Origin of the sequence: Paenibacillus sp. FSL R7-0198, assembly GCF_038000415.1 — a bacterium.
In the GTDB taxonomy this organism is placed as follows: Bacteria; Bacillota; Bacilli; order Paenibacillales; family Paenibacillaceae; genus Paenibacillus.
Genome location: NZ_JBBOCB010000001.1, coordinates 4,914,985 through 4,932,735 on the forward strand (window position 1 = coordinate 4,914,985; position 17,751 = coordinate 4,932,735).

At 47.6% G+C, this 17,751-nt stretch carries 14 protein-coding genes; 8 read left to right on the forward strand and 6 right to left on the reverse strand.

All coding sequences use genetic code 11. The features are described 5' to 3' along the window. Positions 1–126 precede the first annotated feature (126 nt). From MKY87_RS21300 to MKY87_RS21315, 4 genes are all read right to left on the reverse strand, one after another. A complete protein-coding gene (locus MKY87_RS21300; RefSeq protein WP_340966084.1) occupies positions 127–1,074 on the reverse strand; it encodes an iron-hydroxamate ABC transporter substrate-binding protein in 948 nt (315 codons plus the stop codon). A gap of 60 nt (positions 1,075–1,134) precedes the next feature. Further along, positions 1,135–2,151, reverse strand: a complete 1,017-nt coding sequence (locus MKY87_RS21305; protein ID WP_315937973.1) for a FecCD family ABC transporter permease — start codon at positions 2,149–2,151, stop codon at positions 1,135–1,137. Positions 2,152–2,153: 2 nt separating this feature from the next. Next, positions 2,154–3,089, reverse strand: a complete 936-nt coding sequence (locus MKY87_RS21310) for a FecCD family ABC transporter permease (protein ID WP_340967516.1) — start codon at positions 3,087–3,089, stop codon at positions 2,154–2,156. Between the two features lie 237 nt (positions 3,090–3,326). Then, complete coding sequence (locus MKY87_RS21315) at positions 3,327–5,057, reverse strand: AraC family transcriptional regulator (RefSeq protein WP_340966086.1); 1,731 nt, start codon at positions 5,055–5,057, stop codon at positions 3,327–3,329. A gap of 485 nt (positions 5,058–5,542) precedes the next feature. On the opposite strand from MKY87_RS21315, the gene MKY87_RS21320 reads away from it, so the two are divergent. After that, positions 5,543–6,544 carry a Gfo/Idh/MocA family protein gene (locus MKY87_RS21320; protein WP_340966087.1) on the forward strand — a complete coding sequence of 334 codons (1,002 nt, stop codon included), beginning with the start codon at positions 5,543–5,545 and terminating at the stop codon, positions 6,542–6,544. A gap of 20 nt (positions 6,545–6,564) precedes the next feature. Further along, a complete protein-coding gene (gene pcp / locus MKY87_RS21325; protein ID WP_340966089.1) occupies positions 6,565–7,188 on the forward strand; it encodes a pyroglutamyl-peptidase I in 624 nt (207 codons plus the stop codon). A gap of 913 nt (positions 7,189–8,101) precedes the next feature. Here pcp and MKY87_RS21330 read toward each other — a convergent pair. Both MKY87_RS21330 and MKY87_RS21335 read right to left on the reverse strand, forming a co-directional pair. Beyond that, entirely contained in the window at positions 8,102–8,944 is an 843-nt protein-coding gene (locus tag MKY87_RS21330; protein WP_339785961.1) for a 1,4-dihydroxy-6-naphthoate synthase, read from the reverse strand. Next, complete coding sequence (locus tag MKY87_RS21335; RefSeq protein ID WP_445669428.1) at positions 8,941–9,846, reverse strand: futalosine hydrolase; 906 nt, start codon at positions 9,844–9,846, stop codon at positions 8,941–8,943. The genes MKY87_RS21330 and MKY87_RS21335 overlap by 4 nt, the downstream gene beginning before the upstream one ends. A 1,235-nt stretch (positions 9,847–11,081) precedes the next feature. On the opposite strand from MKY87_RS21335, the gene MKY87_RS21340 reads away from it, so the two are divergent. The 6 genes from MKY87_RS21340 to nikR all read left to right on the forward strand — a co-directional run bounded on the left by MKY87_RS21340 (position 11,082) and on the right by nikR (position 17,701). Beyond that, positions 11,082–11,471, forward strand: coding sequence for a GntR family transcriptional regulator (locus MKY87_RS21340; RefSeq protein ID WP_091034217.1), 390 nt, complete (start codon positions 11,082–11,084; stop codon positions 11,469–11,471). Continuing rightward, the gene (locus MKY87_RS21345) at positions 11,464–12,366 is read left to right on the forward strand and encodes an ABC transporter ATP-binding protein (protein ID WP_091034215.1); all 903 of its coding nucleotides are present in this window, start codon (positions 11,464–11,466) and stop codon (positions 12,364–12,366) included. The genes MKY87_RS21340 and MKY87_RS21345 overlap by 8 nt, the downstream gene beginning before the upstream one ends. Next, on the forward strand, positions 12,341–14,368 hold the full coding sequence (locus MKY87_RS21350) for a hypothetical protein (RefSeq protein ID WP_340966091.1): 2,028 nt from the start codon (positions 12,341–12,343) through the stop codon (positions 14,366–14,368). Before MKY87_RS21345 ends, MKY87_RS21350 begins: the two co-directional genes overlap by 26 nt. A 516-nt stretch (positions 14,369–14,884) precedes the next feature. Then, entirely contained in the window at positions 14,885–16,006 is a 1,122-nt protein-coding gene (locus MKY87_RS21355; RefSeq protein ID WP_340966093.1) for a hypothetical protein, read from the forward strand. Between the two features lie 92 nt (positions 16,007–16,098). Then, positions 16,099–17,112, forward strand: a complete 1,014-nt coding sequence (locus MKY87_RS21360; RefSeq protein WP_340966095.1) for an alpha/beta hydrolase — start codon at positions 16,099–16,101, stop codon at positions 17,110–17,112. Positions 17,113–17,164: 52 nt separating this feature from the next. After that, a complete protein-coding gene (nikR, locus tag MKY87_RS21365) occupies positions 17,165–17,701 on the forward strand; it encodes a nickel-responsive transcriptional regulator NikR (protein WP_340966097.1) in 537 nt (178 codons plus the stop codon). Positions 17,702–17,751 lie beyond the last annotated feature (50 nt).

Sequence of the window (17,751 nt, forward strand, 5' to 3'; positions counted from 1 at the left end):
AGCAAAAAACCTCAGCTTTGAGGGGAATAGAGTGTAAGTATGATTCATACAAACGCTGTTCCGATCTCAAAGTGAGGTTTTTTTGTTGTTTTTTATAGATGATAGGTATCAGATGTACGGGACACTTTATTTTTTGGAGAACATTTCTTTGGCTTCATCCATGGCCATTTTATTACCGATCGATGAGTAATCGAGCCAAGGTTGTGCTCCAATCGGGTAGACGTGACCGGCTTTGACTGCTTTCAGACCTTGCCAGATCGGATTGTTTTGCAGCTCCTTGAACATTTCTTTGGCTTCATCATCCGAATTCACAACCACAAAGATCGCATCTGCATCATAGTCCGGCAGTATTTCACGAGAGACGACTTGATACGGTTTAGTCGAATCGATATCTGTGATCCCTTTGGCAGGAGTCAGACCGAGATCCTCATACAAAATGGGACCCATGGGACGGCGTGTACTGAACACACGTAATTCTTTGGCAGTAACACGGATCGCCATCACAGTACCATCACCGATCGTGTCATGAATCAGAGATTTCACTTCTTCCGTTTCGGTCGCGTAGTCCTGAATGTATTGCTCGGCTTCCTTCTCGCGATTCACGAGTTTGCCAATCTCTTTCAGATGGTCGCGCCATGTACCGTCATCCAGATTGAAGACATGCACCGGAGCAATCTTTTCGAATTTGGCAATATCATCACCGGAGAATTCTTCGTCCAGATAGATCACATCGGGTTTCAGGGCAAGCAAAGCTTCCATATCAGGGTCTTTAACCGGACCAAGTGGCGTTGTATTTTTGAGCTGATCAGCAACATGGGACAGGAAGCCTTTGGCTTCGCCACCAATAACGGAACCAACCGGAGTAATACCGAGAGACAGCAGATCATTGGTCAGATGGATCGACATGGAGGCAATACGTGGCTCTCCTGAACTTGCACTGTTGTCCTGATTGTTGCTTGAAGTATCCGTGGACGAACCGCCAGAAGCAGATGATGAATTGTTGGCCGTTCCGCAGGCTGCGAGCACAAGCACCAGACAGATACTCATGACAAGCATAAGATTTTTCTTTAACATGGGTAGTCACATTCTCCTTGAACATCTCTTGGATGTCTTTATTGTTTTTTGAAAAAAAGATTACTTGCTTCGTACTAAAAGGTACAAAAAGTAAGGTGCACCAATCGCAGCAACCACCACGCCTGCCGGAATGGCATTAGGCTGAAAGATCGTTCGTCCAATCGTATCGGCGGTCACCAGAATAACCATACCGATGAGCCCGGCAGCAGGGATCAGATGCCGATGCATCGGACCGACAAGCCTGCGCGCCAGATGTGGTGCCGCCAGACCGATAAAGCCGATCCCACCAGCCATCGATACACTGACGGCAGACAAAGCCACGGCACAGAGCAGCAAAATAACACGCTGGGATCGGACAGGTGTTCCGATACTGGTTGCTGCAGCATCTCCAAGATTGAAGGCATCAAGCGTTTTGGATCGACTCCAAATGTACGAGATACATAACACCACCCAAGGAAGCAGTGCTTGCACATGAATCCAATCCCGACCCCAGACGCTTCCTGCCAACCAGCGAGCGGCAAAGGAATAGGTGTCTTCATCCAGACGCAGGGATAGGTAAAGTGTCAACGCATGGAACCCGGCCGCTACCGCGATTCCCACCAGAATCAGCTTAATGGGTGATACGCCGTTGTGCCGATCATAAGATAACAGCATGATGATCAGGGCGGCGGCAACACTGCCTGCAAAAGCAAACAACGGAATTAACAAGGCTACAGAACCATCCATTGTAAAGGAGAGACTAACAAACACCATTAGTCCAAATGCTGCCCCAGCATGTAATCCCAGAATACCCGGGTCCGCCAGTGGATTGCGGGTGATCCCTTGCAAGGCCGCTCCAGCAATACCAAGTCCTGCTCCAGCAAGTACAGTTACCAGGATGCGAGGCAGTCGGTAATCAAACAGTACAATCTGATCATCCGAACTGCCATTACCAAGCAAAGTCTGTAACACAGCCATTGGGGAGAGACGAATGGTTCCCGTGTTCAGGCTGATCACAATAACGGCAATGGCGATGCAGAGCAGCGTAATACTGACAACTATCGAACGTTTACCTCGTGAGGGTGTATTAAAATTCATCGCTATAAGGCCCTCCTTTCTTTACGGGCCAGATAGAGGAAGAACGGTACACCGACAAAAGCGACCATAATGCCTACCGCGAGCTCCTCGGGCGGGTTCACGATGCGTGAGCCCAGATCAGCGAGCACCAGTAATATCGCTCCAAGCAGAGAAGACATCGGAATGATGAGTCGATAATCCACACCCACCAGTTTGCGTGAGATATGGGGGATGACGAGCCCGACAAATCCAATCGAGCCTACTGCCGACACGGACACACCAGCCAGCACAACAACCGCTGCGAGGGCGAGAAACCTCGTCCAGCGCAGGTTGATCCCGAGATTAATCGCCACTTCTTCACCAAGTGACATAAGGGATATACGCCGGGCGAGTGGCATAATCAGCACCAGCGTCACGAGCAGCACGGGAAGAATCAGCTTGAGGTGCCGCCATTCTATTCCGCCAAAACCTCCGGCATACCAGAAGGCCAGATCCTGACTCAGGTCAAAATAAATGGCAACGCCTGTGCTGAGCGAGGTTAACATGGCTGCAATAACGGCCCCGGCAACGGTCAGTCTGATGGAATTCAGACCACCCGGTGCTGCCATTCCAAGCAGGAAGATTAGCAGTGTGCCCAGAACAGCCCCCACGAATGATAAAACCATGATCCATCCATATGACAGTCCGGGCCAAAAGGCAAAGCTCAGTGCTACGACAAAAGTGGCTCCAGCATTGATGCCCAGAATGCCCGTGTCTGCCAGCGGATTACGCGTAATACCTTGCATTAAAGCTCCTGCAACGGCAAAGGCAGCGCCGATAATAACCGCGGCAAGGACACGAGGCAGCCGCAGCTCATGAATAATCTGATGTGGTGTCAAAGCTGGGTTGTACTGAAATATGGCAGCCCATACGGTTTCCAGCGTTAACCCTTTGGCACCTAAAGAGATTGCGACAAACATACTTAGCGGCAGTATGGCTATGGCAGACAAAAACGTCAGCCCAACGGTCACTGCAGATTTTTTTGAATTAGACGGACGATGTGGCAGTCCCGGATGTTGAATACGGGTCACTCCTTTGGTACCAACAACGCATTTCATTGTTATTGATTATCATTATCAATTAGTGATCATTATAGAATCTTAATTCAGGCCCGTACATGGCATAAATTAAGATTCTGGAGATGGACATTTTTTAGATTACAAAAGTGAAGGTTTGTTCGTCAACATAGAGAGCGCTTCATCGAGCTGGATGTTGATGGAATATGGAGCATATACGACCCATGAGTTCCAGTCGATGAGATGTACACGTCCGTTTTTTACCGCAGGATGGCTGTTCCACAGTGGATTCGAAGCCATCTCTTTCAACAGTGTTGCCTTTTCATGCATAGAATTAATCGCCAGTACTAGCACATCTGCCTCCAGTCCGTCCCATTCCCCTGGTGTGAAGGGCAGCCAGTTGAATCCAACGCCGGGAGATTTGCCAGCCAGTTCGGTCTGAATCCGCTGAGGAGCGGCCAATTGCAAGGTTCGATAAAAGACATGTCCGAAGTTGCGATGGCTGTACATCCGTGGACCTTTAGGCGTTAACGTGCCAACGGCAACGGTGATGTCCCCGACGAATTCCTTGATTTTTTTGCGTGCACGCTCTGCCTTGCGTTCATGTCGATCCAGCCAATCTGTCGCTGCTTGGGTACGATCCACAATGGATGCAATCTGATGCAGATGACCAAATACGTCTGTCTGGTTCCAGGGAATCGTGATGATGGGGGCGACATCGCCAATGTGCTCCATGGCTTTTGCTGCTGCATTATCCTTGGTCAGAATCAATTCAGGATTTACATCCAGGAATGCCTGACGTCCCTGTTCCCACGGTTCATAAGCGTGGAAGGGTAGCGCCAACGATTTGGGCATATGAGGCAGGTGGCCCTGAATCTGAGCTGCACATGGCGTGATGCCAAGTGTCATCAGGTGATCCGTGTATGGATAGGAGAGCGACACGATATTCCGATGGACCTGCTTCGCATAGGAAGTGGGGGCATATCCAGCATGGTTCCGGAAACGTCGGCTGAAATAGAATTCGTCACGGTAACCCACTTCACGAGCCACATCACGGATACGCAGATCGGAAGTGAGCAACAATTCCTTGGCCCGGTTCATACGCAGATGAGTGATGTATTCAATCGGATTCTTCTGCATGCGGCTCTTGAATAGCTGCGAGTAATAGGATGGATGCATATCAGCCAGTTCAGCCAGCTTTTCCAGTTTGATCTCGTGCATGTAGTTTTCGCGCATGTATTGCAGGGTGGACCTGAGCCACTGTTCGGGTTCATCCTGCCCAGCCCCTACGTCAGTCTGGTCTTCTTGAGGCCAGAGCATATGTAACAGTTCAGTTAGGAAGAGCTGTGCCTTCAGGCCTGTTTCCAAACCTTCGTTGGTCAGTTGTGTAAGCTGTGCGGCAATGCGCTGTATACCGTAAAATGGGCCCTGAATCCAGCCTGTAACAGGTGAACTGAGCTCACGTTCGTAGATTCGTCTGGATTTTGTTTTCTCCGTAGCCCGATACATATCAAAGTGAATGATATACAGTTCAATATCATGGTCTTCATCACTAATCAGTTCAATTGCAGTTCCTGGTAGGGACAGACAAGCTGATTTGCGAACCACGTGAGATTTGATTCCATTCATGATCAGTTGGCCTGTGAATTTGTGCATGTATATGAAGGTATGATGAGCTAGCTCAGTTGTGGACCAGCGCCATTTCCCACGGGTTATAATATGTTCTGCCTGACGAAGTTCAATCAGGGTATCATTCAGGAAGGCATTCAGGTCTGCCCGGGTTGAGGATTCCTTTTCTGCATTGGGACTTGTCTGCTGATGTAACATGTGTGGATTCATGCCGCTGTGGGTGGTACCGGGAATGGTAGTCATGGTGCTATGCGACCTCCTCTCTTTTGAACAGTTAGATAATGATTGAATCTGGAACGTACCATATTTTCTTGGACCTGAAGGTCTTTCTTGAACAACTATTGATGCGTTTTGCATGATGTTATGATTACTGGCTGCCTTGTCCAAAGCGCGTTTGCAGTATAGTCAGGGTTTTATGAATAGCACACGGGTATGATCCCGTTATCAGATGTGATCGATAGTTTAACCAGATTGTCGCTAGTTACAAGTAGTTTAGGGACAAGACTTCTTGGCCCTAGTCTGCTGATAATCTTAGCAAATCTACTGGAGAATTGAAATGTACACAGATATGTTCGAGGCCCTGATGAGCTTGAATTCTATTGAAAGCACATAATCGAAATCGTTTTCTGACGTAAGCGTTTCTTTTTGGTAAAATAAAGGGGATAACATGTTGGCCTGATCTGAATCATGAACCTTTTCAACTCAAATTGCAGTAGGGAGGCTTTAATATGACAGAAATAGTGGGACGGGACAAAGTACGCTGGGGCATTATGGGCACGGGATGGATTGCATCCCAGTTTGCAAGGGATTTGGAGCATGCCGGGAACGCAGTGAAAGCAGCGGTAGGTTCACGGACAGCGGGAAGCGCGGAGAAGTTTGCAGCTGAATATGGTTTTGCACGCGCTTACGGTTCTTATGATGAGATGCTTCAAGATCCTGAGGTAGATATTATCTATGTGGCAACACCTCACCCTGTGCATAAGGAGAATGTACTGGATTGTCTGGAGGCGGGCAAGGCGGTGCTCTGTGAAAAACCGTTCACGATGAATGCGCGTCAGTTGGAGCAACTGGTGGAGACGGCACGGGAACGCAACCTTTTCCTGATGGAAGGGATGTGGACACGCTTTTTGCCACCAATCGCTCAAGCCAGAGCATGGATCGCAGAAGGACGAATCGGTGAAGTACGTTTGCTTCAGGCAGACTTTGGATTCCGTGTTGGCTGGGAGCCGGAAGGTAGGTTGCTTAATCCGGATCTGGGTGGAGGCGCATTGCTGGATGCAGGGGTGTACCCGATCTCCTTTGCATCGATGATCTTTGGTGAACAGCCCCAGCATGTATGGAGTACGGCCAATATCGGTGAGACGGGTGTGGACGAGCAGTTTTCCGTATTATTGTCCTATTCCGAGGGACGTTCTGCGTCACTGAGTGCTGCCATTCGTCTGAACCTCAGCAATGAAGCGGTCATATACGGTACGGAAGGCAAGATTCGTCTCCCTTTATTCCTGGCTGGCAAAGAAGCCTATCTGCATGTGAATGGTCAGGATGAGCCGGAGAAGTTCACGGATGATCGAACGTGCATTGGTTATGCTTTTGAGGCAGAAGAAGCGGGACGTTGTATCCTAGAAGGCCGCACGGAGAGCAATACCATTAAACTGGACGAATCTCTGGAAATCATGAAGCTGATGGACACCATTCGGGGCCAGTGGGGATTGCGTTACAAATCGGAGTAACAGACAGGAGCTGACGTGTGATGGTGAAGATTCTGATATCCGGGTTTGAACCGTTTGGCGGGGATGCGGTGAATCCAACAGGAGCGTTAATGGAAGCTCTTGCAAACGAAGTGATGGAGGGTGCTGAGCTAAAAACAGTACTGTTGCCCGTGCACTTCGATGAATGTGCAGACCTGCTGATCGCAGAGATGGAAGCCTATCGGCCAGATGTGGTCATCGCCTGTGGGCTGGCCAAGGGCAGAACGTCCATCACACCGGAGCGGATCGCCGTGAATGTCAAAGATATTCCGCCGGGCTCCTACGCGGATAACCAAGGCCAGCGTCCTGTGGACGAGCCAATTGTAGATGGCAGCCCAGACGGTTTGTTCTCCACGTTGCCCATACGTGCCATGGTGAATGACATGTCCGCCGCAGGTATTCCCGCTGCCGTGTCCAATACAGCAGGTACATATATCTGCAACAACACGATGTACCGGGTACTGGATCACATTCGAGCAGGGCAACTTCCGATCCGTGCCGGATTTGTACATTTTCCCGCCTCCACAGAGATGGCTGTGTTGCAGCCTTCCGTCCCTTCGCTATCTACTCACATGATGCTGGATGCGCTGCGGATCATGATTCGCGCGGTTGTGGCTGATTCGTAGGTGATGGTTGGGATCGTTAGGCTGCGGTTGCAGCAGAACGTAGGTGATGGTTGGACTCGTAGACCGCAGTTGTGAAAGGGAGAGCTGTGGGGTGGGATGATGGGTTACAGTAGGGTTCAGGATGACGTGGAGAGCGTTGAGTTGCATGGGTTTCTGTCTGCTTCAATCTTGGGGTGAGTAGAGTGATAGATATGAAGTTGAGCATAGAGTGAAAAAAGAGCTGTCCCATCGTCATAAGTCTGACGTTAGGGGACAGCTCTTTCTATTTTGTGTGTCATGTGTAGTCCAACATGATTAGTGAGGCAACTAGTCTGCAGTAAGTATCTTGATGCAAGTATCTCGTCTAGTTAAAAATAGACTCTAAAACCGCCAAACCGCAAACCGCAAACCGCAAACCGCAAACCGCAAACCACAAACCGCAAACCACAAACCCGGTAAGGCTTATACAATCTTGCTGGAAAATAGTGATTCAGCGAAATAAGTGCGGGGGAGTATAAAGGACAGAATCCGATTCGTGTCCTCCTGAATACGAACTTTATTAACCGGAAGTAACCAAGCTCTAAAAAAACAAGACGCAAGGACGCCGCCATCACCCTGGTTGGCTAAGTGGTTTGTATCCATGAATGAACCCCGAATAGGTTTCTACCAAGCTTACTCCTCAGAACACCTCGGGGCGGACTCAAACGAACCGAGCACACGCTATTCGCTGAAAAAACGCACACACCAATTTCTAACGAATCGTAGAAGCGTTATTGTGCGAATTATGCGAGTTGGTCGACGATATGAACGAATTTTAGCCGAATACGGTGTCTGAGATTCTTTAGAATTCTCATACCACGTTATTCGGCTAAATAAGATGTGCTGTGTTCTTTAGATATAGAGCAAAGAGAAGCTAACTCAAATTAAAGTAAAGTTAGATTCGCAACAGATCAAGGTCGAACTCGGGAACGAGTCCTTCGTTCATGGCACGACCAAGCAGTGCAGTGATTGCACCGTAACCATCATCACCCAGGTTTGCGCTGAACTCATTAACATACAGTCCGATATGCTGTGCAGCTACGTCAGGGTCCATTTCTTGGGCATGTTCCATAACGTATGCTCTCGACTCATCCGGGTGCGCCCATGCATATTCAACGGAGGCGCGTGCCCATCCGGCGAGGGCATGAGCGTCCATGTTGCGACGTGCGATGATCGCTCCAAGCGGGATCGGAAGGCCTGTGTCGCTTTCCCACCAGTTCCCGAGATCCGTCATCAGTTTGAGATCATAGTTCTGGTACGTGAAACGTGCTTCATGGATGACAAGTCCGGCATCAATCTTGCCGTCTCGCACAGCAGGCATGATCTGGTCGAATGGCATGACCACAATCTCGCCTACACCGCCCGGAACATTTTGCGCTGCCCACAGACGGAATAGTAAATATGCTGTTGAGCGTTCACTTGGCACAGCAACTCGTCGTCCAGACAGATAGGCTGGATCGGTTGTACCGTTTGCGGTCAGAACCAGTGGACCGCATCCTCTGCCGAGTGCGCCTCCAGCAGGAAGCAGAGCATAGTCAGATAATACGTACGGCAGTGCTGCATAAGATATTTTCATCACTTCAGGTGTGTCGGGTCCATCCGGATTTGCTGCCAGACCATTGGTAATATCAATATCAGCATATCGGACATCCAGCTCAGGTGCGCCTGGGATCAAACCATGCACCCACGCGTGAAAGATAAATGTATCATTTGGACAAGGGGAAAATGCAATTTTCATGATGTAATAACCTCCCGTAAAATGGAACTTGCAGTCTGTAGCGCATCGAGGGCATCCTTGATGCGCCAAGCGTCGCGGTCGCGTGGACCGACCGCGTTGGATATGGCCCGCAGTTCGAGTGCTGGCACGCCGAACTGCTGGGCAGCTGTTGCCACGCCGAAGCCTTCCATACCTTCGGCGGCGGCATCCGGCACGCGGCGCAACAGTTCCGCTGCCGTCTCCGCTGTTCCGGTCGCCGTGGACACGGTGACCGCAGTGCCTCCGCTGACAGCGAGCCCAGCCCGCTGCAGCTCATGGCGCAGGCGAGCGGCAAGCTCCGCGTCCGCCGCCACAATGGACGAGCCGAACCCGAGCTCGTCCACACTAAGGAAGCCATCTGGCGTCTGCGAGCCCAGATCGGCAGCAACCATGGCGTCGGCTACCACGAGGGAGCCGACGTCTGCCCGGCCGGGGAACCCGCCGCCAATGCCTGCACTGATCACCAGCATGTAGGCTGGTGAATATCCGGTCCCGGCAAGGGGCCCCGGCCTTGAAGATGTGGCAGATGCCTGTGCCACATCGGATGGGCTTGGCGCAGTGGAACCCTGCGCTAACGCCCTAGTGCTTGCAGCCGCTACGGCATAGGCCAATGTAGCGGCTGTTCCTGCTGCGGCCGAGGCTGGGCCAACGCCCGCTGCGATGACGTCAAATCGTTCCGCGCCCGTGTCTCCCAAACCACGGAGGACCGCATCTTTCTCCGCATCAACCGCGGTTACAATTAACACACGTTGTGATGAATTTGCTTGTGCCGGACTTATATCTGAAGTGTTTATTTCCCCAGTTGAATCCCCGTGGTGTCCACTATTTTCGAATGATGCGTTGGGTTCATTATTCTGCTCTTTATCCTGTCTATGTTCATTCATCTCGGATTCTCCTTGTGAGGTATTCGAAGCGTAACCTATGCCTCCATAGTATCTTTCTTACAGCAAGCTTTTAACTACACTTCTTAGGGATATTATTGACTTCTTAATTTCCGTGTACATGTATAGTTCAACTTATATAAATGGAATTTGGACATAGTTTTGTCCACTACAAAAGGACATTTATCTTCATTTTGTCTTTCAAAGAGTGGACACTTTTTCTGAAAAGGTACTATATCCATCCTTTAAAATAAAACACTACATATAGATTTTTTTTGTACGTAAAATTACAAATGATCTATATGTAGAAATCAAACTCCAGAGTGCTTTCTCATGTCTGTGTCCACCCTTTGAAAGACATATCTACAATATGTATGCTCAGTGCGGACAGCACGAGTTGGCGCTCCAAAAGGTCAGATAAACGATTGAAAAGGCTGAAGGCTGCCCCGACCCAATCAACGTTAATCATATATCCCATCGAATTATTTACCACAAACCAAATGAATAACTGGCCGACTCTACACCCGATCCCTACATAGTAGCTCATTTGTGCAAACCCGAACTTAAAGCAAGTACATAGTCTCGCTAACTCTAATTTAGCTACCTGCTGAACAGCCAACTACTGTGCAGACAATAGATCTATAACGCAACACAGCATATATAACGCATAACCGACCTAACAATCAATCAGATTAAATGCGCACAAAAAAAGTAACCAAGATACAGTGATTATTGAACAATACTTCATCTCCATCATAACGGAAGGGGAAAGACCTGAACAACCTTTTACATGTAATTCTGTCAAAGCGGTAAAGCAAAGGTTTTGGGTAGCTGGCCGCATCACTTCTTCCAAGTAGCCACATCTAGTCACATCTAGCCACATCGCTTCAGATAGCCGTTTTGCCTCACCTCATGTGAATGCCACTCCTGATACGATCACCGTCCTAAACCGGAATGAACCTGCTTTCCAAAATTATATATGTCAAATAAACCATATAACCTCTCTTTATTAACGTACTCCCAATAAAACAAGAAGTCAAAGTCAACGGTTGACAATTCGATTTAACTGTATTAATAATAGTAGTACAGTTGATACACCTAAGAGTTGAATGGTGCGGCACTACAGCTGTACAGCTTAGGTAACGCCTTTTTACACCTAGATATTTGCACGTACACCTCAGATACAGTCATTTAAAACCGATAGGTTATTTCACACATGTACAGAAAGGAGGTGCGGGATGTTCGAATTAGATGTACGCAGCCGTAAGGCGATCTACGAGCAACTAGTGGACAAAGTCAAAGAAATGATCGTATACGGTATTCTAAAGCCCGACGAGCAGCTTCCTTCCGTTCGTGCGTTATCCACGCAGCTGACCGTAAATCCAAATACGATTCAGAAAGCGTATCGCGAGCTTGAACGTGAAGGTTACATTTATTCTTTGAAGGGAAAAGGGAGCTTCGTATCATCGTCTGTGGAACATCCGAATGAAGCCATGAGAGATGAGATCAGAGAGTCTCTGGTGAAGTTGATTGCAGAAGCTTCGTATTCCGGTTTGACCAAAGCGGATATGACGCTTTTGTTTGAGGAAGCGATGGCCCGTATAGAGAAGGAGGAGCCTCATGATTGAGCTGAATCAAGTCGTCAAAGCGTTTGAACAGGAAAAGGCAGTGGATGGCGTAACGATGAACATACATAAGGGGTCGATCTATGGTTTGCTCGGTTCCAACGGGGCAGGCAAGACTTCGCTGCTCAAAATGATGGCTGGCATTTACCGTCAGGACAGCGGGACTGTTCGTATCGAGGGTACTGAGATTTATGAAAATATGGATCTTAAAGGCCGCACAATTTTTATGGCCGATTCGCCGTACTTTTTTCCGCAATCTTCAATAACTCAAATGGCTGCATTTTATCGTTCTGTCTACCCGCGCTGGAATGAGGAGCGGTTCAAGCAACTGGCCACCGTATTCAAACTGGATGTAAAACGCAAGCTGCATCGTATGTCCAAAGGCATGCGCCGTCAGGCAGCCGTATGGCTGGGACTTAGCTGTATGCCTGAAGTGCTGCTGATGGATGAGCCGATTGATGGTCTTGACCCGGTCATGCGTCAGCAGATCAAAAACTTGCTGTTCCAGGAAGCAGCTGAGCGTCAGGTGACCATTGTCATCTCGTCCCACAACTTGCGTGAGATCGAAGATCTATGTGACCATGTGGCGATTATGCACAAAGGCCGAATTATTGTAGAGAAGGATCTTGATGATCTGAAGGCCGATACGCATAAAATCCAAGTCGCTTTCCGCCACCCGGACCATGCCAAAGCCATGGATGAGCAGATTGATATTTTACATGAAGAGAAACGGGGAAGTGTATCCCTGTACATTGTCAAAGGCAACCGACAACAGGTAACGGATCAATTCCGTATACATGATCCGTATCTGCTGGATGTACTGCCTTTGACGCTCGAAGAAATCTTTATTTACGAAATGGAGGACGCAGGGTATGATATTCAACCGATTGTTCTGTAACCGGGGCATCCTGATCCAAAATTTCAGACAGCATGGATGGATAGGCATTTTATTTCTCATCACATTGTTGTTCTCGTTACCTTTATATATTGCTACCGAGTACAGAGATGTGCCACAGCAGATTACAAGTTTGTTTCAGGCCAATGGTGAAGTGCAGATTTTGTTCGCTATCACACTGCCCGTAGCGGCTGGAATCTTTCTTTTTCGGTACATTCAATCTGGTGCACCTTCGGATCTGTTCCATAGTTTGCCGTTACGTCGTAAACATCTATTAACGATTAATCTGTTGACCGGATATGCCATGATCCTGATTCCAATCTGGATTACAACTGCGATTACCGGCTGGGTATGGGCGGTACTGGATCAACCTGCGTTTTTGTTCGATGGCAGTACAATCTGGATGTGGGGCTTGAGCATGAGTATCTACTCGCTATTTATGTTCATGCTAACTGTAGCGGTCGGCATGTGTATTGGTCAATCTGTATTGCAGGGACTCACCGTGTACGCACTCGTCTTGTTACCTGTTGTCGTATGGTTCATTATGTCACTTCATCTCCAGCATTATTTGCTCGGATATGCTTTTGAAGAAGTGGGCTTTAATGCGGAGAAACTCTCACTTGTCCTGCGTGTGGGTTCGATCAGTAACCTCCCTGTAATCCGTCTGGAGTTAATTATCTATGCTATATTTACAATCCTGTTTATTCCTCTAACCTATTTACTTTATGCGAAGAGACAGGTTGAATCTGCTACTCAAGCAGTTACGTTTAAACTTATAAAACCTATATTCCGCTTTGGATTGATGTTTACATTGGTTCTGATTGGCGGAGGTTACTTTACAATGATTGCTCCAAGAGGATCAGCTGGGTGGGGAATCTTCGGATATATCCTCGGCGGAATTGTAGGTTATATCGTTGCCGAGATGATTATTCGCAAAACATGGCTGATCTGGAGCAGCAGGCTGCTACCCAAGCTGATTCTATATGGTATCATCGCTGGTCTGATACTGTACGTACCTATTGCCGACTGGAATGGATACGCCGCTCGAGTGCCTGAAATGAGCAAGGTGAACAGCATCAAGCTTGGTGGGGAGAGTTATACGTACAGTAACGGTGTCAGTCAGAAAAAGGACGATACTCACCTCTATTCTAATGATCCGGAATACATGGGGGCAGTTATCGCTCTTCATCAAAAAATTGTGGATTCCGATCTTCCTTTACTGGATGATCCGATTAATACAGGTATGCGTAATGATGAGTCTATATTAATTAACTACAAGCTGGATAACGGCAAAGTGATGAAACGTAAATACTACATTCCAGAAGCCGAATTCCATCAGGAATTAAAGGCTCTGAAACAGTCCCAGGATTACAAAAGAGTCGCCTTTGAAACGTATAAGCTGGACGAAGATGCGTTAAGTTTCGGCATTCGTTCTGCCATAAGTTCATACCGGAAGGTTTATATTAGCAATCCGGAGCAAGTCCGTGAGTTCAAAGCATTGTTGAAGCAGGACATTTTGGATCAGACCTATGAAGAACAGCGCTCCCCGTGGCAGTCGTTTGCTTACGCGGAGATGAATCAGGACTCTACTTCGAAAGATCCATTTCAACCGAGGGAGATGTGGAATTATGAGATCAAACCTAGCTATGATCGGGTATTGGCTTGGCTGAAGGAGAACAAGTTATACGACCAGTTGCTTGTCCAGGCAGATGAGATTGTCTCCGCTCAGTTTGCGAAACAGGAGATTAACAGTTCGGGTTCGCTTCAGTGGACTACTCCGCAGCCAGAATATATCGATGGAAATCTAAGTGGTAACAAACAGATAGCGACTAAAAACAAAGAAATCATTAGTGATTTGCTCAAACGTCAACGGTCTGGTTATCTAACAGAGAAAGATACCATTTATCAGATCAAGTTGAATGTAACTCGTGGCGAGAACATCTACATGATGCTGAAAGAAGAGGATCTGACCGAGGCAATGAAAGCTATTTTGGTCAATCAATAAGTTGAGCTGTATACGTTGTTGATTAAATGCGGGAAGGGTTCTCCCGTTGATCGAAGGGTTGATATTAGACCAGGAAAACTATAAAAATTGAACTAAACATTTACACAAAACGTAGAGGACAGAAAGAACCTGAAGAAGCGGAGCGTTCGCCTACAAGCTTTCTGTAAGAAAGCTACATCGGAAGCATACGCTATCCCCGGATTTACCCTTTATATAAAGAATCAAAAAAATCTGGGGATAACAGCGATCGGAAGGTTGTTCTGTCATCGGAGTGTGCAGTGTAAAAATTCATTAGTTCAATTTATATAAACACTACTTGACCAGATACAACGGATGGAATATATTAGAAAAAGGAAGGGTTCGAGCGACTCGTTCAATCGAATCTCATATGGAACGGCTTATGAGGGAAGCACCCGTAAGAGCAGGCAAATGCCTGACTTGCGGGTGCTTTTTTGTCGTTCGCTGATTTCGTTGGCTATTCTGCTAAATATTTTAGAAGAAAGGGTGTAGAGACGCATGCAAACAGAAACGTGGAAGGAAACGATAAATGAACAGGAGGCAATGGAGTGTTGTTCTTCCCTATTGGAACGAACAAACTCACATAACTTCATAGAACATGACGGCCTATTGGAAGAAAAAAAGGGGCGACAGCATATCGAAGATATAGCTACAGAAGATATAGCTACAGAAGATGTAGCTTTAATGGAGACGAGTGACATACTATTCCCTTCTCCAATAGCAGGTAGCCATAGTCACATGATGGAACAAAGTAACGTTCGGCGTGGTCAATTGTCATCATTCGCTCATCTTATTTTCGGATCACGCCTGCTTATAGGGCTTGTAATTCTGTTCAGCGCAGGCACGATCTATTTTGCTTCTTCAGTGGAGGCTGCGGGCGTAGATCTTGGCGTAACCGTGCAGAAAGCCTGGGACTCCGTTTTGAACAAAGCCGATGCACAAACCAAGTTAACGTTGAAGCAAGCATACGAGAAAGTGGGGAACTGGAAAACACAAGAGCAGGCTTGGGAACAAAAAATAAAGACACTTCATGCCGCCAATACCGCGGAATTGGAGCGATTACGTGTAGAAATAAGACAAACCGATGCTGCGAAGGTCGCAGCTCTAGCTGAAAAGGTAAAGCAAACACAAGCCCGATACGAACCGCTATTCGCCCTCTATAGTTCTGTCAATAGACAGTTGGACGCAGCCAAAGCTATCAAAAATAAGGAATGGAGTGCAGCAATCCGCACTCAGGCAGAGACGTTGAGACCCGTTGTGAAGCTTGCCAGAGAAGACATCCGGATCAAGAAAAAGGAACTTGCTGAAGCACGTAAATGGAAGAGCGCTGAAATAAAACGTTTACGAGCTATGCTGGCAGGGGCTGACTCCGCGAAGAAACAGATTCAAACGGCTAAAAAACAGGCAAGTCTGGCAAAAGAACGATATTCCAACGCTCTCCAACAGTTCAAACAGAGTACAAAGCAAAGCCAAACGTCGCGTGTACTCAGCTCATTGAACACATTGGCTTCTGCAGCAGAGAAGTGGGCAGGCTCGAAACAAATTATTCATACACTGGAGCAAAAAGTATCCACTACATATGTGAAAGTCAGACAGGAAATTGCCAAAAGACCCAAATAAGAGGAAACCCGGTCCTCTCCGCAACGTACACAACTTTAGACGTAAAGACGCTTCGATGATGATGGAACGAGGTGGAACTATTGCAGTCCAAGTTGGAAACGAAACGTACGGGGGGAAAAGGTTTTAAACGTAAACGTTACTGGATTCCCAGCGTTGTACTAATTTTGATCATAGGTTTTATCGGGATTGGTACACAATGGACACCCAAAATAGCCGTATTTTTATTAAAATCATTAATTGAAACTACTAATCCAGATACGAGCAGCAAGGACCGTATGATCTCGGAAGGCGTAACTCGTGTTGTGGATGTACCCTATGCAGACGAAGGGCGTAATGACAGTACGCTGGATATCTATTATCCTTCCGTAACATCGGAACCTTTGCCTGTTGTGTTGTGGATTCATGGCGGAGGATGGGTCTTGGGTGACAAAAAGGATATCGCAGATTATGCCGTACAATTAGCCAAACAGGGTTACGTTGTGGTCAGTATGAATTATGCGCTCGCACCGGATACGAAATATCCCATTCCCGTGATCCAGACGAATCAGGCTTTGACTTACGTGAAGAACCATGTCAGTGAGTATCAGGGTGACCCGGAAAACATATTTCTCGCAGGCAATTCAGCAGGTGCCCAGATTGCAAGTCAGACCGCGGCAGTGGTGACGAATCCTTCTCTCGCCAAGCTGATGAATATAACACCAGCCACTCAGCCGGAAGAGTTGCGTGGGGTTCTTCTATACTGTGGTCCATACAATCTAAGTACAGTAGCCAATACAGGTTTTCCACTCATACGGACATTTCTCTGGTCATATACCGGAGTCAAAACATTCGAAGACTATCCACGTTTGCATGAAATGTCGACCGTGCTTCAGGCCACAGCAGCGTACCCGCCTGCATTTATTACCTCAGGCAATGATGACCCGTTGACCAGTCAATCGATTGAACTGGCACAAGTCTTGAAGCGACTTGATGTTGAGGTGGAAACCTTGTTTTTCTCGAACTCGCCAGAGAAGCTGGGACATGATTATCAATTTGATATGGAGACTGAGGCTGGGCAACAGGCGATACATTCGGCAGTACGATTCATGCAACAGTATAGTCGATGAGCAGACAAGTCTGTGGTACACTCGAAGCAAATGAGGGCGCAGGAGGAGAAGCATGGCAGATAAAGAAGATTTGACCCGGTTCGGGGTGGCATTTCCTACACCTCTGATTGAGCAGTTTGACCAGTATATTGAGGAACAGGGATACAAAAACCGATCAGAGGCTTTCCGTGATCTTGTGCGAAAAACATTACTTCAACCTTCCGTACTGCAATCCGACCAGGATGTGGCCGGCACCATTGTGATGGTCTACGATCACCATATCAGTGATCTTCCCAATCGTTTGATGGAGCTGCAGCACGAGGCGCATCATGACATCATTTCCAATATGCACGTACACCTGAACCATGACCAATGCCTGGAGGTTATTGCCGTACGAGGGAATCTGGGGCGATTGCGTCATCTGCATCAACAGGTCCAGGTGCAAAAAGGGGTATTGTATGCAGAATTGTCTGTGACTTATGTGGATGAACTCAACAAACTGGCTCATGCTCAGAGTCATGATCAGGATGGCAAGCCGGATCAAAGTCTGGATCACAATCAAAGTACCGGGCAGCATGGTCACAACCATCATCATCGCTCTACGGAGTAAGACAAATACGAGTGTAATTAAATATAAAGCGAACCTGAAAAAACAGACTA

What these genes read in the sequence shown, in the direction of transcription:
- MKY87_RS21335 (WP_445669428.1), bottom strand. Translation starts at nt 9,846, where the DNA reads ATGAATGAACATAGACAGGATAAAGAGCAGAATAATGAACCCAACGCA.
- MKY87_RS21320 (WP_340966087.1), top strand. Translation starts at nt 5,543, where the DNA reads ATGACAGAAATAGTGGGACGGGACAAAGTACGCTGGGGCATTATGGGC.
- MKY87_RS21350 (WP_340966091.1), top strand. Translation starts at nt 12,341, where the DNA reads ATGATATTCAACCGATTGTTCTGTAACCGGGGCATCCTGATCCAAAAT.
- MKY87_RS21305 (WP_315937973.1), bottom strand. Translation starts at nt 2,151, where the DNA reads ATGAATTTTAATACACCCTCACGAGGTAAACGTTCGATAGTTGTCAGT.
- MKY87_RS21340 (WP_091034217.1), top strand. Translation starts at nt 11,082, where the DNA reads ATGTTCGAATTAGATGTACGCAGCCGTAAGGCGATCTACGAGCAACTA.
- MKY87_RS21345 (WP_091034215.1), top strand. Translation starts at nt 11,464, where the DNA reads ATGATTGAGCTGAATCAAGTCGTCAAAGCGTTTGAACAGGAAAAGGCA.
- MKY87_RS21355 (WP_340966093.1), top strand. Translation starts at nt 14,885, where the DNA reads ATGCAAACAGAAACGTGGAAGGAAACGATAAATGAACAGGAGGCAATG.
- MKY87_RS21310 (WP_340967516.1), bottom strand. Translation starts at nt 3,089, where the DNA reads ATGTTTGTCGCAATCTCTTTAGGTGCCAAAGGGTTAACGCTGGAAACC.
- MKY87_RS21330 (WP_339785961.1), bottom strand. Translation starts at nt 8,944, where the DNA reads ATGAAAATTGCATTTTCCCCTTGTCCAAATGATACATTTATCTTTCAC.
- pcp (WP_340966089.1), top strand. Translation starts at nt 6,565, where the DNA reads ATGGTGAAGATTCTGATATCCGGGTTTGAACCGTTTGGCGGGGATGCG.
- MKY87_RS21300 (WP_340966084.1), bottom strand. Translation starts at nt 1,074, where the DNA reads ATGTTAAAGAAAAATCTTATGCTTGTCATGAGTATCTGTCTGGTGCTT.
- nikR (WP_340966097.1), top strand. Translation starts at nt 17,165, where the DNA reads ATGGCAGATAAAGAAGATTTGACCCGGTTCGGGGTGGCATTTCCTACA.
- MKY87_RS21315 (WP_340966086.1), bottom strand. Translation starts at nt 5,057, where the DNA reads ATGACTACCATTCCCGGTACCACCCACAGCGGCATGAATCCACACATG.